The 23580-nt window shown below is 69.5% G+C and carries 20 protein-coding genes; 16 read left to right on the top strand and 4 right to left on the bottom strand.

Annotated elements, in window-relative coordinates; translation table 11 throughout:
• Positions 1–135 precede the first annotated feature (135 nt).
• The 4 genes from BTH_RS18645 (at position 136) to BTH_RS18620 (ending at position 5675) form a co-directional block, all read left to right on the top strand.
• On the top strand, positions 136–2250 hold the full coding sequence (locus tag BTH_RS18645; protein WP_009889178.1) for a site-specific recombinase: 2115 nt from the start codon (positions 136–138) through the stop codon (positions 2248–2250).
• Positions 2251–2356: 106 nt separating this feature from the next.
• The gene (locus BTH_RS18640; RefSeq protein ID WP_009889177.1) at positions 2357–3649 is read left to right on the top strand and encodes a THUMP domain-containing class I SAM-dependent RNA methyltransferase; all 1293 of its coding nucleotides are present in this window, start codon (positions 2357–2359) and stop codon (positions 3647–3649) included.
• Positions 3650–4375: 726 nt separating this feature from the next.
• Positions 4376–4768, top strand: a complete 393-nt coding sequence (locus BTH_RS18630) for a VOC family protein (protein WP_009889174.1) — start codon at positions 4376–4378, stop codon at positions 4766–4768.
• A 220-nt stretch (positions 4769–4988) separates the two neighbouring features.
• Complete coding sequence (locus BTH_RS18620) at positions 4989–5675, top strand: helix-turn-helix transcriptional regulator (protein ID WP_009889170.1); 687 nt, start codon at positions 4989–4991, stop codon at positions 5673–5675.
• A 282-nt stretch (positions 5676–5957) separates the two neighbouring features.
• On the opposite strand, the gene BTH_RS18615 is transcribed toward BTH_RS18620, so the two are convergent.
• The 3 genes from BTH_RS18615 to BTH_RS18605 are packed head-to-tail and all read right to left on the bottom strand — an operon-like array spanning position 5958 to position 8890.
• Positions 5958–7412 (bottom strand): NAD(P)(+) transhydrogenase (Re/Si-specific) subunit beta, encoded by a 1455-nt coding sequence (locus tag BTH_RS18615; RefSeq protein WP_009889168.1) that lies wholly within the window; start codon positions 7410–7412, stop codon positions 5958–5960.
• Positions 7409–7738, bottom strand: a complete 330-nt coding sequence (locus BTH_RS18610; RefSeq protein ID WP_009889161.1) for an NAD(P) transhydrogenase subunit alpha — start codon at positions 7736–7738, stop codon at positions 7409–7411. Before BTH_RS18610 ends, BTH_RS18615 begins: the two co-directional genes overlap by 4 nt.
• 12 nt (positions 7739–7750) lie before the next feature.
• A complete protein-coding gene (locus BTH_RS18605; protein WP_009889159.1) occupies positions 7751–8890 on the bottom strand; it encodes a Re/Si-specific NAD(P)(+) transhydrogenase subunit alpha in 1140 nt (379 codons plus the stop codon).
• A gap of 242 nt (positions 8891–9132) precedes the next feature.
• Here BTH_RS18605 and BTH_RS18600 point away from each other — a divergent pair, with 242 nt between their 5' ends.
• The 3 genes from BTH_RS18600 (at position 9133) to BTH_RS18590 (ending at position 12561) form a co-directional block, all read left to right on the top strand.
• Positions 9133–9642 (top strand): NUDIX hydrolase, encoded by a 510-nt coding sequence (locus tag BTH_RS18600; protein WP_009889158.1) that lies wholly within the window; start codon positions 9133–9135, stop codon positions 9640–9642.
• The gene (gene mnmA, locus BTH_RS18595) at positions 9639–10799 is read left to right on the top strand and encodes a tRNA 2-thiouridine(34) synthase MnmA (protein ID WP_009889157.1); all 1161 of its coding nucleotides are present in this window, start codon (positions 9639–9641) and stop codon (positions 10797–10799) included. Before BTH_RS18600 ends, mnmA begins: the two co-directional genes overlap by 4 nt.
• A 121-nt stretch (positions 10800–10920) precedes the next feature.
• Positions 10921–12561 carry an FMN-binding glutamate synthase family protein gene (locus tag BTH_RS18590; RefSeq protein ID WP_009889156.1) on the top strand — a complete coding sequence of 547 codons (1641 nt, stop codon included), beginning with the start codon at positions 10921–10923 and terminating at the stop codon, positions 12559–12561.
• A 295-nt stretch (positions 12562–12856) separates the two neighbouring features.
• Here the strand turns inward: BTH_RS18590 and BTH_RS18585 are convergent, their stop codons facing one another.
• Positions 12857–13468 carry a glutathione S-transferase family protein gene (locus BTH_RS18585; RefSeq protein ID WP_009889154.1) on the bottom strand — a complete coding sequence of 204 codons (612 nt, stop codon included), beginning with the start codon at positions 13466–13468 and terminating at the stop codon, positions 12857–12859.
• 462 nt (positions 13469–13930) lie between these two features.
• On the opposite strand from BTH_RS18585, the gene BTH_RS18580 reads away from it, so the two are divergent.
• The 9 genes from BTH_RS18580 (at position 13931) to BTH_RS18535 (ending at position 23528) form a co-directional block, all read left to right on the top strand.
• Complete coding sequence (locus tag BTH_RS18580) at positions 13931–15340, top strand: aminopeptidase P N-terminal domain-containing protein (protein ID WP_009903988.1); 1410 nt, start codon at positions 13931–13933, stop codon at positions 15338–15340.
• 43 nt (positions 15341–15383) lie between these two features.
• Entirely contained in the window at positions 15384–16577 is a 1194-nt protein-coding gene (locus BTH_RS18575; RefSeq protein ID WP_009889151.1) for a UbiH/UbiF/VisC/COQ6 family ubiquinone biosynthesis hydroxylase, read from the top strand.
• Positions 16578–16784: 207 nt separating this feature from the next.
• Positions 16785–17852, top strand: coding sequence for a tRNA dihydrouridine synthase DusB (dusB, locus tag BTH_RS18570; RefSeq protein ID WP_009889150.1), 1068 nt, complete (start codon positions 16785–16787; stop codon positions 17850–17852).
• The gene (locus BTH_RS18565) at positions 17849–18082 is read left to right on the top strand and encodes a Fis family transcriptional regulator (RefSeq protein ID WP_004194052.1); all 234 of its coding nucleotides are present in this window, start codon (positions 17849–17851) and stop codon (positions 18080–18082) included. Before dusB ends, BTH_RS18565 begins: the two co-directional genes overlap by 4 nt.
• A gap of 44 nt (positions 18083–18126) precedes the next feature.
• Positions 18127–19692 carry a bifunctional phosphoribosylaminoimidazolecarboxamide formyltransferase/IMP cyclohydrolase gene (gene purH, locus BTH_RS18560; protein ID WP_009889147.1) on the top strand — a complete coding sequence of 522 codons (1566 nt, stop codon included), beginning with the start codon at positions 18127–18129 and terminating at the stop codon, positions 19690–19692.
• A 471-nt stretch (positions 19693–20163) separates the two neighbouring features.
• Complete coding sequence (gene ruvC / locus BTH_RS18550; RefSeq protein WP_009889144.1) at positions 20164–20706, top strand: crossover junction endodeoxyribonuclease RuvC; 543 nt, start codon at positions 20164–20166, stop codon at positions 20704–20706.
• 91 nt (positions 20707–20797) lie between these two features.
• On the top strand, positions 20798–21379 hold the full coding sequence (gene ruvA / locus BTH_RS18545) for a Holliday junction branch migration protein RuvA (RefSeq protein WP_009889142.1): 582 nt from the start codon (positions 20798–20800) through the stop codon (positions 21377–21379).
• A 99-nt stretch (positions 21380–21478) separates the two neighbouring features.
• Complete coding sequence (gene ruvB / locus BTH_RS18540; RefSeq protein ID WP_009889140.1) at positions 21479–22549, top strand: Holliday junction branch migration DNA helicase RuvB; 1071 nt, start codon at positions 21479–21481, stop codon at positions 22547–22549.
• A 25-nt stretch (positions 22550–22574) separates the two neighbouring features.
• Positions 22575–23528 (top strand): oxygenase MpaB family protein, encoded by a 954-nt coding sequence (locus tag BTH_RS18535; RefSeq protein WP_009889138.1) that lies wholly within the window; start codon positions 22575–22577, stop codon positions 23526–23528.
• Positions 23529–23580 lie beyond the last annotated feature (52 nt).

Genomic DNA, 23580 nt, shown 5'->3' with positions numbered 1-23580 from the left:
CGAAGAGCGCCGCGGCGCCAGAACGGCTGCACGATCGCCCAAGCCGCCGCGCGCGAGCCGCCCCTTGCGCCGCGCCGCCGGTTTGCGCAGCATCCCCACAGAACCCTGCCCGTAGGGGCGCCCGATATTCCGCTTATGTTCGATTCCCTGACGACCCTGATCAAGAAGTGGCGCGCGTCGCGCAGCGCAAGTCATCAGCTCGACGCGCTCCTCGCGACGGCCGACGCCGACGCGCCTTACGCGGAGCGCGCCGAATGGCTGATCGAGCTCGCGCACTGGCTGCATCGCGACGGCGCGATGGCCGCCGCCCCCTCGCAGGCCGAGTCCGGCGAGCGCACGTTCACCGCGCACGCGCGGCTGCGCTACGTGTTCCACGTGCTCGACCGCAATCCCGAATGGAAGACGAACGTCGCGCGCCTGCTGCGCGGCGTGCTGCGCGAAAGCGACGGCATCTCGCTGTTGTGCGACGCGGGGATGCCCGTGCATTCGGGCTTCTTCGGCGCGCTCGTCGAACGGATCGATTCGTCGCTGATCCCGCCCGCGCCGAACCGCCGCGAGCTCGCCGCGCTCTTCACGCTGATGTTTCCGTCGCCGGCCGACGCGCAGTGGATCGACGCGCTGCCCGACGATCTGCTCGCGCGCCTGGCCGATCTGTTCGCGTTCGACGTGACCGACAAGGAGCGCCACCAGCCCGGCTCGTTCTCGCGCGACCTGCTCGCCGCGCTGCACAACCTCACCTGCCAGATCAGCTCGACGGGCCTGTCGCAGACGGTGCGCAGCCGCCTGTCCGACGAGGATGCGCGCACGCCGCTCGAGGCGCAGCCGTTCTACCGGCTCACGCGCGCGATGCTCGCCGTCGAGACCGCGCAGGCCGCGCTCGACGACGGCGGCGACGCGAGCAAGCTGCTGCACGAGGTCAACTATCTGCGCGTGCTGCTCGACGAGTGCCGCGTGTCGATCGACGACGTGTTCTCGCACCTGTACCGCAACGGCGTATCGGTCGACATCGTGTTCCAGGTCGAGCGCATGCGCATGCGCATCCTGCGCGCGGAGACGCTGCTGAACGCGTGGATGGCGCGCGACGACCTGCGCGGCCTCGCGCGCCTGACGGCCGAGCTCGTCGACGCGAACCAGAACAGCCAGAGCGTGTCGCACCTCGTGCGCAGCAACTTCGCCCTGTTCGCGCGCAAGCTCGTCGAGACGAACGCGGACACGGGCGAGCACTACATCTCGCGCGGCCGCGCCGAATATCTGAAGATGCTGCGCATGGCCGCGGGCGGCGGCCTCGTGACGGTCGCGACCGTCTGCATCAAGTTCGGAATCACGGGCGCGCACCTGCAATCGATGCTCGAGGGCCTGCTCGCCGGCATCAACTACGCGGCGAGCTTCATGCTGATGCACTTCCTGCACTTCACGCTCGCGACGAAGCAGCCGGCGATGACCGCGCCGACGATCGCGCGCGAGCTCGACGGCACCGGCCACGAAGAAGGCGTGAAGCAGTTCGTGTCGTCGGTGATCGCGCTGATTCGAACGCAGGCGGCCGCGATCTGCGGCAACGTGCTCGTCGTGCTGCCCGTGTGCTTCGCGGTGCAGATGTTCGCGAGCGGCGTGCTGCATGCGAACCTGATCTCGCCGGAGAAGGCGCACGCGACGCTGAAATCGTTCTCGCTATTCGGCCCGACGCCGGTCTACGCAGCGCTCACGGGCGTGCTGCTGTGGGCGTCGAGCCTGCTCGCCGGCTGGGCCGACAACTGGTTCGTGCTGCATCGCGTCGGCGATGCGCTCGCGTACAACCGCCGCCTGCGCATCACGCTCGGCGTCGCGGGCGCGGCGAAGCTCGCGCATTTTTGCCGCTCGAACGTCGCGGGCGTCGTCGGCAACGTCGGGCTCGGGCTGATGCTCGGCCTCGTGCCGGCGATCGTCAGCGCGTTCGCGTTCTCGTTCGAGGTGCGGCACGTGACGCTGTCCGCCGGCTCAATCGGCGTCGCGCTCGGCGTGCTCGGCAAGGAGACGCTGCGCTCGGCCGAACTCTGGTGGGCGGTCGCGGGCGTCTTCAGCATGGCGATCCTGAACGTCGCGGTGAGCTTCGCGCTCGCGTTCACGATGGCGGTGCGCTCGCGCAGCCTGCGGCCGACGAAGGTGCGCGCGCTCGTCGCCGCGATCGGCCGCGCGGCGCTCGCGCGGCCGGCGAGCCTCGTGTGGCCGCCGCGCGGCGCCGGCGGCGCGGCGGGCGAATCCCGCGCGCACTGAGCGCCGGGCCGGCGGCCGCGCGACGGACGCAGCCGCGCGACGGCGTGACGATCCGCGCGCGCACCCCGCGTACAATGGCGTACTTTTGCACGCGACAGCCCGCCTTATGTCCTCGCCGACCCTATTCGACTTCTTCGCTCCCTGCCCGCGCGGCCTCGAGGCCGCGCTCGCCGCCGAGCTCGCGGAAATCGCCGCGCGCCACGCGATCGCGCCGTACGACGCGGGCGCGCAAGTGCCGGGCGGCGTCCATTTCCGCGGCGGCTGGGCGGCCGGCATGGCGGCCAACCTGCATTCGCGGATCGCGAGCCGCGTGCTGCTGAAGATCGCGCATCGCCCATACCGCAACGAGCAGGACGTCTATGCGCTCGCGCTCGAGCAGCCGTGGGAGCGCTGGTTCGCGTCGACTCAGACGCTGCGCGTCGACATCACCGCGATCAAGTCGCCGCTGAAGAGCCTCGAATTCGCGACGCTGCGCGTGAAGGACGCCATCTGCGACCGCCTGCGCGACAAGACGGGCGCGCGTCCGAGCATCGACACCGCGCAGCCCGACGTGCGCGTGTTCGCGTTCCTGACGGCGGGCGACTGCACGCTGTATCTCGACACGTCCGGCGAGCCGCTCTTCAAGCGCGGCTGGCGCCTCGACAAGGGCGCGGCGCCGCTGCGCGAGAACCTCGCGGCCGGCATCCTGCGCCTGACCGGCTGGACGCCCGGCACGCCGCTCTACGATCCGATGTGCGGCAGCGGCACGTTCGTCGCGGAAGCCGCGCAGATCGCGCTCGGCGTGGCGCCGGGCGTCGAGCGCCGCTTCGGCTTCGAGAAGCTCAAGCAATACGACATCACCGCGTGGCAGGCGCTGAAGGTCGCCGCGCTGGACGCGAAGCGCGTGGCGCGCGGCAAGCGCGACGATCTGCTGATCTTCGGCAGCGACATCTCCGGCGACATGCTCGAGAAGGCGCGCGCGAACCTCGAGCGCGCGGGCGTGCCGTCGCTGTGGCTCAAGCAGATCGACGCGCGCAACATGACGCCCCCCGTCGCCGCGCCCGGCGTGATCGTCACGAACCCGCCGTACGGCGAGCGGATCGAGGTGCGCGGCCGCGGCCCGCGCGGCGACGTGCGCGAGACGGGCAAGAGCCGCGGCGGCGGCGACGCGTTCCGCCGCACGCACGCCGATTCGCCCGACGGCGAGTTCTTCCGCGCGCTCGGCGACGCGCTCAAGCAGCGCTTTGCCGGCTGGCAAGCGTTCATGCTGAGTTCGGACCGCAGCCTGCCGGGCCAGTTGCGGCTGCGCGAATCGGCGAAGACCCCGCTGTTCAACGGCGCGCTCGAGTGCCGGCTGTTTCGCTTCGACCTGATCGCGGGCAGCGTCCGGCAGCGCCCGGCGACGGCCGACGGCGAGTAGCGCGTCGCGCGTTTGCGGCGCGTTTGCGGCGCGTCTGTCGCGCATCCGTCGCACCGCGTTCGCGCGGGCCTCGCGACGGCGGCGCAAACGTCTGCATCTGCCTCACTCGTCGTGTGACGGCCGGATCGGCGCGGCGCGGCCGCGCGCGCGGCGCCGCCGCCCGCATCGACGACCGCGCGCGAGCGCCAACGTGCCGCGTGCATCGGTGAGCGCGCGGCTGCCGGTCGGCACGACGCATGCGTCGGCACGTTGCGGCATGTCGCGGCAGGTCCCGCTCCAACCTCGGTGCGCGAGCCGTGCCGTGCCCGCGAACCGGCGGCCGCACGCGCCGGCGCGGCGCCCCACCCTCACCGCCCCGCGCACGCTCCCGCCACGCCGCCGGCGCGTGCGGCCGCCCCATCTCGAGCAGCGCCTTCAGGCTCGACGACACGACGGCCCGCCCCATCCCGATCCCAAGGCGGTCCATGCCCGAATCCGGTACGACCGAATCCGGTACGAGACTCGACCGCACCGGCAACGGCGCGCCGCCGCGTGCGCGTCGCGTTCCAGGCCCGCCGGCTGTCGGTCGGCATCGCCTCGTCGTGCGGCCTGGCGCGCGCATCAAGCGCCGTTACGCTGCTGACAATACGTTGTCAGCAGGCTCCGCGCACACTGCGAAGCCGTCGCGCCGCGACGCAGGTTTGGCGGAACGGATTCCCCCGCCCATCAACGTACAAGGAGCTTGCAATGACTACCGCAAAGAGCGAAAGCGTGATCGCCTGGTTCGACATTCCGTCGGTCGATTTCGACCGCGCGATCCGCTTCTACGAAACCGTGCTGCAGACGGCGTTGCAGCGCGAGGTGATCGGCGGCGTGCCGACCGCGGTCTTCGTGCATCCGGAAGCGGCCACGGGCGGCGCGGTCGTCTACGATCCGCAGCGACTGAAGCCGGGCGCGGACGGCGCCGTCGTCTACCTGAACGCGAACGGTCCGGTGACGGCCGCGCTCGAACGCGCAAAGCGCGCGGGCGGCAGCGTGCAGGGCTCGGTGATCGAGCTGCCGAACAACTACGGCTATATCGGCTACCTCGTCGACACCGAAGGCAATCGCGTCGGCCTGCATTCGCTCAAGTGCAACTGAGCGCGCCGCCGCGCGAGCGCCCGCTTGCGCGGGAGGGCGAGACGGCTGCCGCGCGCGCCTCGATGCGTCGCGCGCGCGGACGGGCGGCGGCGCACGCGCAGCCGTTCGGCGCAACAATCGCGCGCATGGCGCCGACTACGAAAATCGCGCGCGCCCGCCGTCGCGCGCGGCGCTATCATCGCGGCATTCCCAACCTCGCCGCCCCACCCGGAGCCTCGCGATGACGCGCCGCGCCGACCGCCTGTTCCAGATCGCCGAATTGCTGCGCGGCCGCCGCCTGACGACCGCGCAGCAGCTCGCCGACTGGCTGTCGGTGTCGCCGCGCACCGTGTATCGCGACGTGCGGGACCTGCAACTGTCGGGCGTGCCGATCGAGGGCGAAGCCGGGATCGGCTATCGCCTGAACCGCGCGGCGAGCCTGCCGCCCCTCACGTTCACGGCCGAAGAGCTCGCCGCGCTCGCGGCGGGCGCGCGGATGCTCGAAACGTGGGGCGGCGCGCGCTTTGCGGGCGGCGCGCGTTCGGCGCTCGCGAAAATCGCGTCGGCGATGCCCGCCGACAAGCGCGCGACGCTCGACCGGCTCGCGGTGTTCGCGCCGTCGTTTCACATCGACCGTGCGTTCTCGGAGAAGGTGGATGCGCTGCACGAAGCGGTCGACGGCCGCCGCGTCGTCAGCTTCGCGTACTGCGACCGGCTCGGCGCGCAGACGACGCGCCGGGTGTGGCCGCTCGGGCTCGTGTATTGGGGCGGACGCTGGACGATCGGCGCGTGGTGCGAGCTGCGCGAGGACTTCCGCACGTTCGACATCGCGCGCATGAACGAGGTCGCGGTGCACGGCCCGTTTCCCGATCAGGAAGGCAAGCGGCTCGCCGACTATCTGCGCAAGGCGAACGCACCCGTGCGCTGAGCGCGGCGAGGCCGCTTCGCGCGCGATGTCGAACGTGCGCGGCGCACCTCGCACGCGCGGAGCGAACACGGAACGGACGCCGGTGCGAGCCCGGCGTGGCCCGCACGCCCGACACGCCCGCCGTCACGCTGCGCAAGCCCCCGCCACAAAAGGAAAAGCGCCGAATCGGCGCGCTTCCCTCCAAGGGCCGCAAGCCGACCGGCGCAATTCACAACTCACAACTCGCGATCCGCGAAGCGTCGAACGCCCGCCCGTGGGCGGGCCGAGCGTCCGCCCACGGCGTCACTCGACCGACTTCACCATATCCTCGATGACCTTCTTCGCATCGCCGAAGACCATCATCGTCTTGTCCATGTAGAAGAGCTCGTTGTCGAGGCCCGCATAGCCCGCCGCCATCGAGCGCTTGTTGACGATCACCGTGCGCGCCTTGTACGCCTCGATGATCGGCATCCCCGCGATCGGCGATTTCGGATCGTTCTTCGCGGCCGGATTCACCACGTCGTTCGCCCCGAGCACGAGCACCACGTCCACCTGCCCGAATTCGCCGTTGATGTCCTCCATTTCGTGGACGATCTCGTACGGCACCTCGGCCTCCGCGAGCAGCACGTTCATGTGCCCCGGCATCCGCCCCGCGACCGGATGGATCGCGTAGCGCACGTCGATGCCCTTCTCGACGAGCTTGTCGGTGAGCTCCTTCAGCGCGTGCTGCGCGCGCGCGACCGCCAGCCCATAGCCCGGCACGATCACGACCGATTCCGCGTTGCCGAGCATGAACGCCGCATCCTCCGCCGAGCCCGACTTCACCGGCCGCTGCTCCTTCGCGCCGCCCGCCGTCGCCGCGGCCGCATCGCCGCCGAAGCCGCCGAGGATCACGTTGAAGAACGAGCGGTTCATCGCATGGCACATGATGTACGACAGGATCGCGCCCGACGAGCCGACGAGCGAGCCGGCGATGATCAGCATCGCGTTGTTCAGCGAGAAGCCGATGCCCGCCGCCGCCCACCCCGAGTACGAGTTCAGCATCGACACGACGACCGGCATGTCCGCGCCGCCGATCGGGATGATGATCAGCACGCCGAGCGCGAACGCGATCGCCGTCATGATCCCGAACGGCAGCCACGATTGCGTGACGAAGAACAGGATGCCGAAGCCGAGCATCGCGAGCGCGAGCATCAGGTTGATCAGATGCTGGCCGGGATAGACGACGGGCGCGCCCTGGAACAGCCGGAACTTGTACTTGCCCGACAGCTTGCCGAACGCGATCACCGAGCCCGAGAACGTGATCGCGCCGACGAACGTGCCGATGAAGAGCTCGATCCGGTTGCCGTACGGGATGAAGTTCGGCAACGTCGCGTCCTGCGGCACGAGGCCGAACGCCTCCGGCTCCGCGACCACCGCGATCGCGATGCACACGGCCGCGAGACCGATCAGCGAGTGCATCGCCGCGACGAGCTCCGGCATCTTCGTCATCTCGACGCGCGCGGCGATCACCGCGCCCACCGCGCCGCCGATCACGAGCGCGCCGAACACGAGCCCCAAACCGAGCGGCAGGTTCGCGCCGAGCCACGCGGCCTGCTTCGCGATCAGCGCGACGGTCGTGAGGATCGCGATCGCCATGCCGACCATGCCGAATAGATTGCCTCGTCTAGCGCTCTTCGGGTTCGACAGCCCCTTCAGCGCCTGGATGAAGCACACCGACGCAACGAGATACAGCAGCGTGACGACATTCATGCTCATCGCGCGCCCTCCTTCGCGTGGCCGGCCTTCTCTTTCGGCTCCTTCTTCTTGAACATCTCGAGCATGCGCCGCGTGACGAGGAAGCCGCCGAACACGTTGACCGCCGCGAGCGCGACGGCGATCGTGCCGAACGCCTTGCCGACGCCGCCGAGCGTGAGCGCCGACGCGAGCATCGCGCCGACGATCACGATCGCCGAAATCGCATTCGTCACCGCCATGAGCGGCGTGTGCAGCGCGGGCGTCACGTTCCACACGACGTGGTAGCCCACGTACACCGCCAGCACGAAAATGATCACGTTGATGACCGTGTGATTGATGATCTCCATGGCCTCCTCCCGTTATTTGCGCACGACTTCGCCGTCGCGGCACAAGAGTGTCGCGGCGACGATGTCGTCCGAACGATCGATGTTGAGCGCGCCTTCCTTCGTGACGATCAGCTTCAGGAAGTCGAACAGGTTGCGCGCGTAGAGCGACGACGCGTCGGCGGGCACCATCGCAGCCAGGTTCGTGTGGCCGGCGATCGTCACGCCGTGATGGACGATCACCTGATCGGCGACGGTGAGCGGACAGTTGCCGCTCTTCCTGCCGTCGAATTCGGGGCCGCGGCCCGCCGCGAGATCGACGAGCACCGAGCCCGGCTTCATCGACTGCACGGTTTCGACGGAGATCAGCGTCGGCGCGGGCCGGCCGGGAATCAGCGCGGTCGTGATCACGATGTCGGCCTGCTTCGCGCGCTCGTGCACGAGCGCCGCCTGGCGTCCGAGCCACGACGCCGGCATCGGCCGCGCGTAGCCGCCGACGCCTTGCGCCGCATCGCGCTCTTCTTGCGTTTCGTAAGGCACGTCGAGGAATTTCGCGCCGAGCGATTCGATCTGCTCCTTGACGGCCGGACGCACGTCGGACGCCTCGATCACCGCGCCCAGGCGCTTCGCGGTCGCGATCGCCTGCAGGCCCGCGACGCCCGCGCCGAGCACGAGCACGCGCGCGGCCTTCACGGTGCCCGCGGCCGTCATCAGCATCGGAAAGAAGCGCGGATACAGCGCCGCGGCGACGAGCACCGCCTTGTAGCCGGCGATGTTGGCCTGAGACGACAGCACGTCGAGGCTCTGCGCGCGCGTCGTGCGCGGCGCGGCCTCGAGCGCGAAGCCCGTGACGCCCGCGGCCGCCAGGCGCGCCGCCTGCTCCGCGTTGAACGGCTCGAGCATGCCGATCAGAACCGAGCCTCGCTTCAGTTGCCCGCACTCCGTGTCGGTCGGCGCCTGGACCTTCAGCACGATGTCCGCGCCGAACGCGGCGGCGGCGTCGGCCAGCTCCGCGCCGGCCGCCGCATACGCGTCGTCCGGAAAGCTCGCGCCCGCGCCCGCGCCGCGCTCGACCGTCACGCGGTGGCCGGCCGCAGCGTATTTCTTGACCGTCTCCGGCGTCGCGGCCACGCGCGCCTCGTTCGCCCGCGTTTCGGCAGGCACTCCGATATGCATCGTCGATCCCTCCTCTTCGTTTGTTCTACTGCGACGGCGAGCCGGACGACTGACATACCGGCTCGAAGGCAACGGCTGTTTCAGGCGCCACTTTAACCGAAAGCGGTGACGATTCAGCAATGCGACCCCTTCCCGGTGGCCGCGCCTGTGCGCATCGGCAACGCCCGGAGTTGCGCCGGGGTCGGAACCGCGCTATACGCGCACTCGGCAGCGGCGCGACGCAACCGGTAAAATGCGCGGCTATGAAACCCGAAATCTGGACCCCGCACGTGACGGTCGCCGCGATCGTCGAACGCGACGGGCGCTTTCTCGTGATCGAGGAGCACACGTCGTCCGGCCTGCGCATCAACCAGCCGGCCGGCCACCTCGAAGCCGGCGAGACGCTCGTCGAGGCCGTCGCGCGCGAGACGCTCGAGGAAACCGCGCATCCGTTCGAGCCCGACGCGCTCGTCGGCGTGTATCTCGCGCACTATGCGCGCCCGGCAAGCGTCGGCGCGACCTACCTGCGCTTCACGTTCTGCGGCCGCGCGGGCGACGCGCTCGCCGGCCGCGCGCTCGACGACGGCATCGTCCGCACGCTGTGGATGACGGCCGACGAGCTGCGCGCGTGCGAGGACCGCCACCGCTCGCCCTCGGTGATGCGCTGCGTCGACGATTACCTCGCCGGCCGCCGCGTGCCGCTCGATTTCGTGCATACGCATTCGGTCGCGCCGTATCGCGCGGCCCCGGATCATCAGGCGGTGGGCAAATGACGAAGCGTCGAGTCGTGGTGGGCATGTCGGGCGGCGTCGATTCGTCGGTGACCGCGTGGCTGCTGAAGGAACAGGGTTACGACGTCATCGGCCTCTTCATGAAGAACTGGGAGGACGACGACGACGGCGAATACTGCTCGACGCGGCAGGACTGGATCGACGTCGTGTCGGTCGCGGATCTGATCGGCATCGACGTCGAGGCCGTCAACTTCGCCGCCGAATACAAGGACCGCGTGTTCGCCGAGTTCCTGCGCGAATACTCGGCGGGCCGCACGCCGAACCCGGACGTGCTGTGCAACGCGGAAATCAAGTTCAAGGCGTTCCTCGATCACGCGATGTCGCTCGGCGCGGAAACGATCGCGACCGGCCACTACGCGCGCGTGCGCGAGCGCGACGGCCGCTTCGAGCTGCTGAAGGCGTTCGATCATACGAAAGACCAGTCGTACTTCCTGCATCGCCTCAATCAGGCGCAGTTGTCGAAGACGATGTTCCCGCTCGGCGAGATCCCGAAGACGAAGGTGCGCGAGATCGCCGCGCAGATCGGCCTGCCGAACGCGAAGAAGAAGGATTCGACCGGCATCTGCTTCATCGGCGAGCGCCCGTTCCGCGATTTCCTGAACCGCTATCTGCCGACGCAACCCGGCCCGATGAAGACGCCCGACGGCAAGACGGTCGGCGAGCACATCGGCCTCGCGTTCTATACGTTCGGCCAGAGGAAGGGCATCGGCCTCGGCGGCAGCAAGGACGGCAGCGGCGAGCCGTGGTTCGTCGCGGCGAAGGACATCGCGTCGAACACGCTGTACGTCGTGCAGGGCCACGATCATCCGTGGCTGCGCTCGCGCGAGCTCGTCGCGGGCAACGTGAGCTGGGTCGCGGGCGAGCCGCCCTCCGACGGCGCGCGGTGCGGCGCGAAAACCCGCTATCGGCAGGCGGACGCGCCGTGCGCGTTCAGCAGCGCCGCGCCCGGCGAGGCGGCGGGCGGCGAGCGCTTCTCGCTCGTGTTCGACGAGCCGCAATGGGCGGTCACGCCCGGCCAGTCGGCGGTGCTGTACGACGGCGACGTGTGCCTCGGCGGCGGGATCATCGAAGCCGCGGCGACGGGACGCCCCGACGCCGCGCCCGCGAGCTGCGAGAGCGCGCTCGCCGAAGCGCGCTGAACCCCGATCGGTTTAGACTTGCGGCACGCGAGGCACGCCGCGCCGGCAAGGCGCCGTGCGCGCGCGCCGCCTCGCCGTTCGTCGACGCATGGCGGCATCCGAAAAACGATATGGAGTCCCCATGCTTTCTCGACGCTATCTCGCGATGTGGTGCGCGGCCGCCCTGTTCGCGGCCGTCGCCGTGCTCGCGGCGCGGCATACGATCTCGTGGCTTTGGATCGCGCCCGTCGCCGCGCTCGTCGCGCTCGGCCTGTACGATCTGAACCAGGACCGCCACGCGATCCTGCGCAACTATCCGCTCTGGGGCCATCTGCGGTTCCTGTTCGAATTCATCCGCCCGGAAATCCGCCAGTACTTCGTCGAGGACGACACCGACGAAAAACCGTTCTCGCGCGCGCAGCGCAGCCTCGTCTACCAGCGCGCGAAGAACGTCGCCGACAACCGGCCGTACGGCACCGAGCTCGACGTGAAGGCGGTCGCGCACGAATGGATCAGCCATTCGCTCGCGCCGACGAAGCTCGACGGGCACGATTTCCGCGTGCGCGTCGGCGCGACGCGCAAGCAGCCCTACGACATCTCGATCTTCAACATCTCGGCGATGAGCTTCGGCGCGCTGTCGGCGAACGCGATCCGCGCGCTCAATCTCGGCGCGAAGCAAGGCGGCTTCGCGCACGACACGGGCGAAGGCTCGCTGTCGAAGTATCACCGCGAGCACGGCGGCGACATCATCTGGGAAATCGGCTCCGGCTACTTCGGCTGCCGCCGCGACGACGGCACGTTCGATCCCGACAAGTTCGAGAAGCAGGCGCGCGATCCGCAGGTGAAGATGATCGAGGTGAAGCTGTCGCAAGGCGCGAAGCCCGGCCACGGCGGCGTGCTGCCCGCCGCGAAGATCACGCCCGAGATCGCCGAGACGCGCGGCGTGCCGATGGGCAAGGATTGCGTGTCGCCCGCCGCGCATTCGGCGTTCTCGACGCCGCGCGGGCTGCTCGAATTCGTCGACCGGCTGCGCGAGCTGTCGGGCGGCAAGCCGACGGGCTTCAAGCTGTGCGTCGGCCATCCGTGGGAATTCTTCGGAATCGCGAAGGCGATGCTCGAGACGGGCATCGTGCCCGACTTCATCGTCGTCGACGGCGCGGAGGGCGGCACGGGCGCCGCGCCCCTCGAATTCACCGATCACGTCGGCGTGCCGCTGCAGGAAGGGCTGCTCCTCGTGCACAACACGCTCGTCGGGATCGGACTGCGCGATCGGGTGAAGCTCGGCGCGAGCGGCAAGATCATCACCGCGTTCGACATCGCGCGCACACTCGCGATCGGCGCGGACTGGGTGAACTCGGCGCGCGGCTTCATGTTCGCGGTCGGCTGCATCCAGGCGCAGCACTGCCACACCGACCGCTGCCCGACGGGCGTCGCGACGCAGGACCCGGTGCGCCAGCGCGCGCTCGTCGTGCCGGACAAGGCGGATCGCGTCTACAATTTCCATCGCAACACGCTGCACGCGCTGCAGGAACTGGTGCAGGCGGCGGGGCTGTCGCACCCGTCCGAGCTGCGCGCGCATCACATCGTGCAGCGCGTCGCGCCGCACGAAGTCCGGCTGATGTCGCAACTGCTCAAGTATCTGGAACCGGGCGCGCTGCTCAACGGCGGCCATTGCGGCTTCTCGCTGTACGAGACGTGGTGGCCGCTCGCGCGCAGCGATTCGTTCTCGCCCGGCGAAGGCGCGTATGCACGCGTCGGCAAGGGTGCGCGTGCGGGCGCTTGAGCCGGACCGGCGCATCGCCGCGGCGGTGCGCGTGGCTGCGCGCGGCAATGCGATCGGCCGCACCGCCGCGATGCAATCGGTGCAATCGGTGCGGCCGATGCCGCGCCTGGCGATGGCCGGCGGCGAGGTGCGGCCCGATAAAATGCGGCCCGATACGCAGCGCGCCACGCCGCGGGCCGCGACGCGTTCGGCTCGCACGCACGCGGCCCGGCTCGCCGCGAGGGCTCCGCGCGCGCCCAAACGAAAAACGCCCCGGACGGGGCGTTTTTTCATCGTCGCCGCGCGCGGCGGTGCGTCACTGCGGCACCGTGTCGATGAACGGCTGACGCTGAGCCAGCTTCGCGAAATGCTTGTCGAGATTCGGATGGCGCTCGCGCCAGTTGATCTCGGGCATCCGGAAATCGAGGTAGCCGAGCGTGCAGCCGAGCGCGATGTCGGCGAGCGTGTAGTGATTGCCGACGCACCACGTCTTACCCGCGAGGCCCTGCGACATCGCGACGAGGCCGTCGTCGATCTTGCGCTGCTGGCGCGCGATCCACGCTTCGCTGCGATGCTGCGGCTCGCGCTGCGTGTGCTCGATGCGAATCGCGACCGCCGCGTCGAGCACGCCGTCGCCGAGCGCCTCCCAGCACCGCACCTCGACGCGCTCGCGTCCCGACGGCGGGATCAGCTTGCCGACGGGGGAAAGCGTGTCGACGTATTCGCAGATCACGCGCGAGTCGAACACGGCCGCGCCGTCTTCCATCACGAGGCACGGCACCTTGCCGATCGGATTCGACGCATGGATGTTCGTATCCGGCGCCCAGACATTTTCGAGCTCCAGCTTGTAGTCGATCTTCTTTTCAGCGAGCACGATCCGCGCCTTGCGGACGAACGGGCTGCTGAGCGAACCGATTAATTTCATCATCTGTCTTCTGTCGGGAATACCGCCCGAGAGTATACGTTGTCGCCGATCATAACCGGCCGTTGCGCATTCGTTGATAATCGGCCGTCCGGCCTGTGGATGGTTTGCAACAATCGCGCCCGCCCCGTGAGCCGGGCAACGGAGATGAAGCAGCGGTGGCAGCCGCGCGCGGTTTCGCTTCGATCGCGTTCGATCGAAGCGCGTGCGATGGGGTCGTGCGGTTGGCTCGACTTGTGCCGATCGGGCCGCAAGTTCGCCCGGCGCCGTTCATGCCGGCGCATGCCGGCGGGCGCGGCGCTCGACGAAGCGCACGGCTGCAATCGCGCGCCTCCCCTGCGCGCGCGGCGCATCGTCATGCCGCGGCGCCCCCGAAGCGCGCGCTCGCCGCGCCGCGCCGCGCCGCGCGCGCATGATCGCCGCCCCACCCGCCGCGCGCGCCCCGCGCGACGGCGCTACAATCGCGTGATGAATCAGCCGACCGAACCCGCCATCGCCCTCGACGTCTACCGCCAGCGCCGCGACCGCGTGCTGGCCTCGCTGCGCGCACGAGGCGGCGGCGTCGCGATCGTGCCCACCGCGCCGGAAGTCCCGCGCAATCGCGACAGCGATTATCCGTACCGGCACGACAGCTACTTCTATTACCTGACGGGCTTCGCCGAGCCCGACGCGCTCCTCGTCCTCGACGCGTCGGCGGCAGGCGACGCACCGCGCTCGATCCTGTTCTGCCGCGCGAAGAATCCCGAGCGCGAGATCTGGGAAGGGTTCCATTTCGGCCCCGAAGCCGCGCGCGATGCGTTCGGCTTCGACGCGGCGTTCCCGTACGACGCGCTCGACGCCGAGATGCCGCGCCTCATCGCCGACGCGCCCGCGCTCCACTACCGCTTCGGCGCGTCGGCGGCCTTCGACAGCCGTCTGAACGGCTGGCTCGACGCGGTGCGCGCGCGAGCGCGTGCGGGCGTCGCCGCGCCGGGCGCCGCGTTCGATCTCGGGCCGCTCGTCGACGACATGCGGCTCGTCAAGGACGCGCACGAGCAGGCGACCATGCGCCGCGCGGCCGACATCTCCGCGCTCGCGCACCGCCGCGCGATGGCCGCGTGCCGCCCCGGCATCCGCGAATACGAGCTCGAGGCCGAGCTGCTCTACACGTTCCGCCGCCACGGCGCGCAGTCGCCCGCGTACGGCTCGATCGTCGCGACGGGCGCGAACGCGTGCGTGCTTCACTATCCGGCCGGCAACGCAATCGTCAACGACGGCGACCTCGTCCTGATCGACGCCGCGTGCGAGCTCGACGGCTACGCCTCCGACATCACCCGCACGTTTCCGGCGAACGGCCGCTTCTCGGGCCCGCAGCGCGCGCTCTACGACATCGTGCTCGCCGCGCAGGAAGCGGCGATCGCGGCGACGCGCGCGGGCACCTCGTTCGACGCGCCGCACGACGCCGCAGTGCGCGTGCTTGCGCAGGGCATGCTCGACACGGGGCTCGTGCCGAAGGCGCGCTTTGCGAGCGTCGACGACGTGATCGCCGAGCGCGCGTACACGCGCTTTTACATGCATCGCACCGGCCACTGGCTCGGAATGGACGTGCACGACTGCGGCGACTACCGCGAACGCGGCGCGGCGCGCGACGACGACGGCGCGCTGCCGTCGCGCGTGCTGCATGCGGGCATGGCGCTCACGATCGAGCCGGGCCTGTACGTGCGCCCGGCCGACGACGTACCACAGGCATTCTGGAACGTCGGCATCCGGATCGAGGACGACGCGTTCGTCACGCCGACGGGATGCGAGCTGATCACGCGCGGCGTGCCGGTGGCCGCCGACGAGATCGAGGCGCTGATGCGCGACGCGCAGGCGCCGAGCCCCCGCCCGCAGCCGTGATCCGCGCGCGCTGCTTCCTACCGAGATCCACGATTCAAGAACGATGACGACCGCCGCCTCCACGCCCGCTTTCGACTTCGACATCGCGATCGTCGGCGCCGGGCCGGTCGGGCTCGCGCTCGCCGGCTGGCTCGCGCGCCGCAGCGCGACCCGTGCGCTGTCGATCGCCCTCATCGACGCGCGCGAGCCCGACGCGAGCGCGAACGATCCGCGCGCGATCGCGGTGTCGCAAGGCAGCCGGATGCTGCTCGACACGCTCGGCTGGCCGGGCGACGCGACGCCGATCGAGCACATCCACGTTTCGCAGCGCGGCCACTTCGGCCGCACGCTGATCGATCGCGACGAGCACGACCTCGCCGCGCTCGGCTACGTCGTGCGCTACGGCTCGATCGTGCAGGCGCTCGCCCGCGCGGTGCGCGGCACGCCGGCGCACTGGCTCACGTCGACGGCCGCGCATTCGCCGGCGCAAGACGCCGACGGCGTGACCATCACGCTCGACACGCCGCAAGGCCCGCGCACGTTGCGCGCGCGCGTGCTCGTCAACGCGGAGGGCGGGCTCTTCAACGATCGCAAGCGCAAGCTGACCGACAGCGCGCAGAGCCGCGACTACGGGCAGACGGCGCTCATCGGCACCGTCACGGTCTCGTCGCCGCGGCCGCGCGTCGCATGGGAGCGCTTCACCGCCGAAGGCCCGCTCGCGCTGCTGCCGCTCGGCGGCCCGCAGCAAGCGGACTACGCGCTCGTCTGGTGCTGCGCGCCGGACGTCGCGCGACGTCGCGGCGAACTGTCCGACGACGCGTTCCTGCACGAGCTCGGCGCGACGTTCGGCTCGCGAATGGGGCGCTTCACGCGGATCGCCGGGCGCGCGACATTCCCGCTCGGACTCGCCGCGGCGCAAACGCTCGTCGAAGGCCGGATCGCGATCGTCGGCAACGCCGCGCAAACCTTGCATCCGGTCGCGGGCCAGGGGCTCAACCTCGGACTGCGCGATGCGCATACGCTCGCCGAGACGCTGTCCGAGCACGGCGCGACGCCGCTCGCGCTCGCGACATTCAACGCGCGCCGCGCGCTCGACAGGCGCATGACGATCGGCGCAACCGACACGCTCGCGCGCCTGTTCACCATCGATTCGCGGCCGCTCGCGATGCTGCGCGGCGCGGCGCTCACCGCCCTCGAATTCGTGCCGCCGCTGAAAACGGCGATCGCGCGGCAGATGATGTTCGGGCAGCGCCGGTAAGCGCGGCGCTCACGCGCGCGCCGCGTCGCAGCTACCGCGCTTCGCAGGCACGCACGATGCGGCATCCCGCTTTCACGCAAGATTCATCGGCGATTTAACGATTGCCGACAGTTGCCTAATTCGGCGGCACCGGCGGTTACGGTAAAATGCGCGTTTTCCCTTTCGCCGACTCCCCGCCCGCGCCCCGCGCGGGCGGCTCCCATTGCGATGCCCGTCCTAGGCTCTCACGTCCTGCGCAACAACCTGTTCGTCGCCCCGATGGCGGGCGTCACGGACCGGCCGTTCCGCCAGCTCTGCAAGCGGCTCGGCGCGGGCTATGCGGTGTCGGAGATGGTCGCGTCGAACGCGCAGCTGTGGAAGAGCGAGAAGACGATGCGCCGCGCGAACCACGCGGGCGAGGTCGAGCCGATCGCGGTGCAGATCGCGGGCGCCGATCCGGCGATGATGGCCGAGGCCGCGCGTCACAACGTCGCGAACGGCGCGCAGATCATCGACATCAACATGGGCTGCCCGGCGAAGAAGGTTTGCAACGTCGCCGCCGGCTCGGCGCTGCTGCAGAACGAGCCGCTCGTGCAGCGAATCGTCGAGGCGGTCGTCGACGCGGTGGGCACGGGCCCTGACGCCGTGCCCGTCACGCTGAAGATCCGCACCGGCTGGGACCGCGAGCACAAGAACGCCGTCAAGATCGCGAAGCTCGCCGAGGCGGCCGGCATCTCGATGCTGACCGTGCACGGCCGCACCCGCGCGGACCTGTACCGCGGCGACGCGGAATACGACACGATCGCGGCCGTGAAGGCCGCCGTGCGCATTCCTGTCGTCGCGAACGGCGACATCACGTCGCCGCAAAAAGCGAAGGCCGTGCTCGACGCGACGGGCGCCGACGCGCTGATGATCGGCCGCGCCGCGCAAGGAAGGCCCTGGCTCTTTCGCGAAATCGATCATTTCCTGCAAGGCGGCGAGCTCCTGCCGCCGCCGCGCATCGACGAAATCCGCCAGGTGATGAACGAGCACCTCGAGGATCACTACGCGTTCTACGGCGAATTCACGGGAGTCCGTACTGCGCGCAAGCACATCGGCTGGTACACTCGCGGCCTTTCCGGCGCAAATGGGTTCCGGCACCGGATGAACACGCTCGAAACCACCCGCGAGCAGCTTGCCGCCGTCAACGAATTCTTCGACGCGCAACAGGCGCTGTCCGACCGCCTCGTCTATGTGAACGACGAAGACGGCGGCGGCCGCGACGAGCCGGACGATTCTAACCAGTTAGCAGCATGAGCAAGCACAACATCGAACAATGTGTCCGCGACAGCCTGGACGGCTACTTCCGGGATCTCGACGGCTCCAATCCGCACGACGTCTATGAAATGGTGATGTCGTGCGTCGAAAAGCCTATGCTCGAAGTCGTGCTCGAACAGGCGGGCGGCAACCAGTCGCTCGCCGCGGAGTACCTCGGCATCAATCGCAACACGCTGCGCAAGAAGCTGCAGCAGCACGGCCTGCTGTAGGCGGCCGCCCCGTCCCCGTTTTCCTGGCTATTGGTGGTTCCATCATGATCAAGCAAGCGCTCATTTCCGTTTCCGACAAGACCGGCATCGTCGACTTCGCGAAAGCGCTGTCCGGGCTCGGCGTCAAGCTGCTGTCGACGGGCGGCACCGCGAAACTGCTCGCCGACGCGGGCCTGCCCGTCACCGAAGTGGCCGACTACACCGGCTTCCCGGAGATGCTCGATGGACGCGTGAAAACGCTGCACCCGAAGGTGCACGGCGGCATCCTGGCGCGCCGCGACCTGCCCGAGCACATGCAGGCACTCGAAGCGCACGGGATTCCGACGATCGACCTGCTCGTCGTGAACCTGTATCCGTTCGTCCAGACGATCGCGAAGGACGACTGCACGCTTGCCGACGCGATCGAGAACATCGACATCGGCGGCCCGACGATGCTGCGCTCGGCGGCGAAGAACCACCGCGACGTGACGGTCGTCGTCGATCCGGCCGATTACGCGGTCGTGCTCGACGAGATGAAGGCGAACGGCAACACGGTCGGCTACAAGACGAATTTCCGTCTCGCGACCAAGGTGTTCGCGCACACCGCGCAGTACGACGGCGCGATCACGAACTACCTGACGAGCCTCGGCGACGATCTGCAGCACGGCTCGCGCAACGCGTACCCGGCGACGCTGAACCTCGCATTCGACAAGGTGCAGGACCTGCGCTACGGCGAGAACCCGCACCAGAGCGCGGCGTTCTATCGCGACGTCGCAACGCCCGCCGGCGCGCTCGCGAACTACCGCCAGTTGCAAGGCAAGGAACTGTCTTACAACAACATCGCTGATTCGGACGCCGCGTGGGAATGCGTGAAGACGTTCGACGCGCCCGCGTGCGTGATCATCAAGCACGCGAATCCGTGCGGCGTCGCGGTGGGCGCGGATGCGGGCGAAGCGTACGCGAAGGCGTTCCAGACCGATCCGACCTCCGCGTTCGGCGGCATCATCGCGTTCAACCGCGAAGTCGACGAAGTCGCGGCTCAAGCGGTCGCGAAGCAGTTCGTCGAAGTGCTGATCGCTCCGTCGTTCTCGGAGGCGGCGAAGCAGGTGTTCGCGGCAAAGCAGAATGTGCGCCTGCTCGAGATCGCGCTGGGCGAAGGCCATAACGCGTTCGACCTGAAGCGCGTCGGCGGCGGCCTGCTCGTGCAATCGCTCGATTCGAAGAACGTGCAGCCGCGCGAGCTGCGCGTCGTCACGAAGCGCCACCCGACGCCGAAGGAGATGGATGACCTTCTCTTCGCGTGGCGCGTCGCGAAGTACGTGAAGTCGAACGCGATCGTGTTCTGCGGCAACGGGATGACGCTCGGCGTCGGCGCGGGCCAGATGAGCCGCGTCGATTCCGCCCGCATCGCGAGCATCAAGGCGCAGAACGCCGGCCTCACGCTGGCGGGGTCCGCCGTCGCATCGGACGCGTTCTTTCCGTTCCGCGACGGCCTCGACGTCGTCGTCGCGGCGGGCGCAACCTGCGTGATCCAGCCGGGCGGCTCGGTGCGCGACGACGAGGTGATCGCCGCCGCCGACGAGCACAACATCGCGATGGTGATGACGGGCGTGCGCCACTTCCGTCACTGATTCGCACGACGCATCGTTTTCGGCAAAACCCGGCGGTCGCTCACCGCCGGGTTTTTCATCGGCCGAGCGGCGGCGATGCGTCATGCGGCGATCGTTTGCCGGAGCGACCGCGCCGCGGCACGGCCCGCGTTCTCGGCGGCCGTCGTCGTTCGCGGCGGGGCGGCTCCTTGCGGCGATTGCCCGCCGCCGTTCGCCGCGAAGTTCGTTCGAAGCGGTACGCCCGGCGATCGCTCGCAGCGGTCGCGCGTGCAACGCGGGCCCGCCATCAGAGGCAACGGCGCATCGAACATGCGGAATCGCGATGTCGAACCGTTCGGCGGATGCGCGTCGTTCGCGCACCGTTTCGGCGTTCGGCCGCAAACCGCGCACCGCGTCCACCAATTGCCATCGCGATTGCGTCGCCCCCCCGCCTTCGCCGGAATTCGGCGTCATTCGTGTAGTATCGGTCGCAGTCAGCTTTTCCGTTTCTCCATGCGAATCCTCGGCATCGACCCCGGCTTGCGCGTCACGGGCTTCGGCGTGATCGACGTCAGCGGCCACCGGCTCGCGTACGTCGCAAGCGGCGTGATCAAAACGCCCACCGCCGACCTGCCCACGCGGCTCGGCACGATCTATGACGGCGTCTCGACGCTGATCCGCGAGCACACGCCCGACCAGGCGGCGATCGAGAAAGTGTTCGTCAACGTCAACCCGCAATCGACGCTGCTCCTCGGCCAGGCGCGCGGCGCCGCGATCTGCGGGCTCGTATCGGGCGGCCTGCCCGTCGCCGAGTACACGGCGCTGCAACTCAAGCAGGCGGTGGTGGGCTACGGACGCGCGACGAAAGAACAGATGCAGGAGATGGTCGCGCGGCTGCTGAGCCTGTCCGGGTTGCCCGGCACCGACGCGGCCGACGCGCTCGGAATGGCGATCTGCCACGCGCACGGCGGCAACACGCTGAACACGCTCGGCGGCATCGCACCCGCGCTCGCGAAGAAGGGGCTGCGCGTGCGGCGCGGACGGCTCGTCGGGTGACGCGCGTTCGTGCGGCGAGCGGCGGCGCGCACCGCCGCCCGCGCGCCGCGGTGCGCTACACTCGCGCTTTCCGTTCCGTCCCGCACTCGCCATGATCGGTCGCATCGCCGGCACCCTCCTCGAAAAGAATCCTCCGCGCATCCTCGTCGACTGCAACGGCGTCGGCTACGAAGTCGACGTGCCGATGAGCACGTTCTACAACCTGCCTCACACGGGCGAGAAGGTCGTGCTGCTGACCCAGTTGATCGTCCGCGAGGACGCACACCTGCTGTACGGCTTTCTCACGCCGCAGGAGCGCTCGACGTTCCGCGAGCTGCTCAAGATCACGGGCGTGGGTGCGCGGATGGCGCTCGCCGTGCTGTCCGGCATGAGCGTCGCCGAACTGTCGCAAGCGGTCACCCTGCAGGACGCCGCGCGCCTCACCCGCGTGCCGGGCATCGGCAAGAAGACGGCCGAGCGCCTGCTCCTCGAACTGAAGGGCAAGCTCGGCGCCGATCTCGGCCCGCTCGCCGGCGCGGCCTCGCCTTCCGACCACGCGGCCGACATCCTCAACGCGCTCCTCGCGCTCGGCTACTCGGAAAAGGAAGCGCTGGCCGCGATCAAGAACGTGCCGGCCGGCACCGGCGTGTCCGAAGGCATCAAGCTGTCGCTCAAAGCGCTGTCGAAGGCGTAACGGCGCGCCCTCGAATACAGCTTCGCATGCCGGGCGCCGCCCGGCGACTCGGCCGTTCGGCCAGGTTGGCCGGGGCACGCCGCGCGGTACAATGGCCGCATGATCGAAACCGACAAACTCGCCGCCGAGCGGATCATTGCCGCCACGCCCGCGTCTTCGCACGAAGAGGCTTTCGAACGCGCGCTGCGCCCGCGCCAGCTCGACGAATACGTCGGCCAGGAGAAGGTGCGCGATCAGCTCGAGATCTTCATCGAAGCCGCGAAGCGCCGCGCCGAAGCGCTCGACCACGTACTGCTGTTCGGCCCGCCCGGCCTCGGCAAGACGACGCTCGCGCACATCATCGCGCGCGAAATGGGCGTGAACCTGCGCCAGACGTCCGGCCCCGTGCTCGAACGCGCGGGCGATCTCGCCGCGCTCCTCACGAACCTCGAAGCGAACGACGTCCTCTTCATCGACGAGATCCACCGCCTGTCGCCCGTCGTCGAGGAAATCCTGTATCCGGCGCTCGAGGATTACCAGATCGACATCATGATCGGCGAAGGGCCGGCCGCGCGCAGCGTGAAGCTCGACCTGCAGCCGTTCACGCTCGTCGGCGCGACGACGCGCGCGGGCATGTTGACCAATCCGCTGCGCGACCGCTTCGGCATCGTCGCACGGCTCGAGTTCTACGACGCCGAACAGCTGTCGCGCATCGTGCGCCGCTCGGCCGCGCTGCTGAACGCTCAGATCGATCCGGCCGGCGCGCTCGAGATCGCCAAGCGCTCGCGCGGCACGCCGCGGATCGCAAACCGCCTGCTGCGCCGCGTGCGCGACTACGCGGAAGTGAAGGCGGACGGCAACATCACCGCGGCCGTAGCAGACGCCGCGCTCGCAATGCTCGATGTCGATCCGGTCGGCTTCGATCTGATGGACCGCAAGCTGCTCGAAGCGATCCTGCACAAGTTCGACGGCGGCCCGGTCGGCGTCGACAACCTCGCCGCCGCGATCGGCGAGGAACGCGACACGATCGAGGACGTGCTCGAGCCGTATCTGATCCAGCAGGGCTTCCTGCAACGCACGCCGCGCGGCCGCGTCGCGACGCTCCTCACATACCGGCATTTCGGGCTCGCCACGCCCGACGCCGCGAGCCCCGTGCGCAATCTCTGGGACACGCCCGACGCCGAGCGCTGACGCCCCTGCCCAGACGAGCCGCCCCATGTCCGCCCCGCTTCACGACCGCCCCGCACGTTCGCCGCTCGGACATCCGCTCGTCGAACGCGTGCGGGCGCGCGTCGCGGGCGGCGTCACGCATCTGACGACGGGCAGCGGCCCATCGCTCGACTACTCGTCGCCGCCGGGCGACCCGGGCCTTTTTGGCCCCGACGCGGTGTGCTGGAAAGTGCATGCCGATTTTACGTCGATGATGACGGGCGGCATCTCCGCGCTGCTGCTGCAGGCGCTGCACCCGCTCGCGCTCGCGGGCGTCTGGGATCATTCGACGTTCCGCACCGACATCCTCGGCCGCCTGCGCCGCACCGCGACGTTCATCGCCGGCACGACGTACGGCAGCCGCGCCGACGCGCTGAAGCTGATCGAGCGCGTGAAGGCGATCCACGAGACCGTCGTCGGCACGGGCCTCGACGGCCGCCCGTATCGCGCGAGCGATCCCGCGCTGCTTACATGGGTGCACGTCGCCGAGGTGTCGAGCTTTCTCGCCGCGCACCTGCGCTACGTGAACCCGCTGCTGCCTGGCGCCGATCAGGACCGCTATTACGCGGAAACCGCGCGCGTCGCCGAGTTGCTCGGCGCGACGAACGTCCCGAAGACGCGCGCGGACGTCGCCGCGTACTTCGCCGCGATGCGCGCCGAGCTCGAAGCGAGCGAGCGCACGCACGAGGTGGTGCGAATCCTGACGAACGTGCCCGTCCCGAAGCCGGCAATGCGCCCCGCCGCCGCGCTGATGTTCAACGCCGGCGTCGACCTGCTGCCCGCATGGGCGCAGCACACGCTCGGCCTGTCGTCGCTTGCGCCGGTGCGCCGCGCGCTCGTTCGGCCCGGCGTGCGAATCGTCGCGCCCGTGATCCGCTGGGCGCTCGTCAATGGCGTATCGAAGCGCGCGCGCCGGCGCGTCGCCGCCCGGCCCGAGCAGCCGGATCGCAGCGGCACATAGCCAAACCCGTCGAATTCATTTCAAATAGCTGTCACATCGATTCGCGATGCTG

The organism is Burkholderia thailandensis E264, assembly GCF_000012365.1.
In the GTDB taxonomy this organism is placed as follows: Bacteria; Pseudomonadota; Gammaproteobacteria; order Burkholderiales; family Burkholderiaceae; genus Burkholderia; species Burkholderia thailandensis.
The sequence above is the reverse complement of the archived record's forward strand: the minus strand, read 5'-3'. Positions and strand labels throughout refer to the sequence as shown.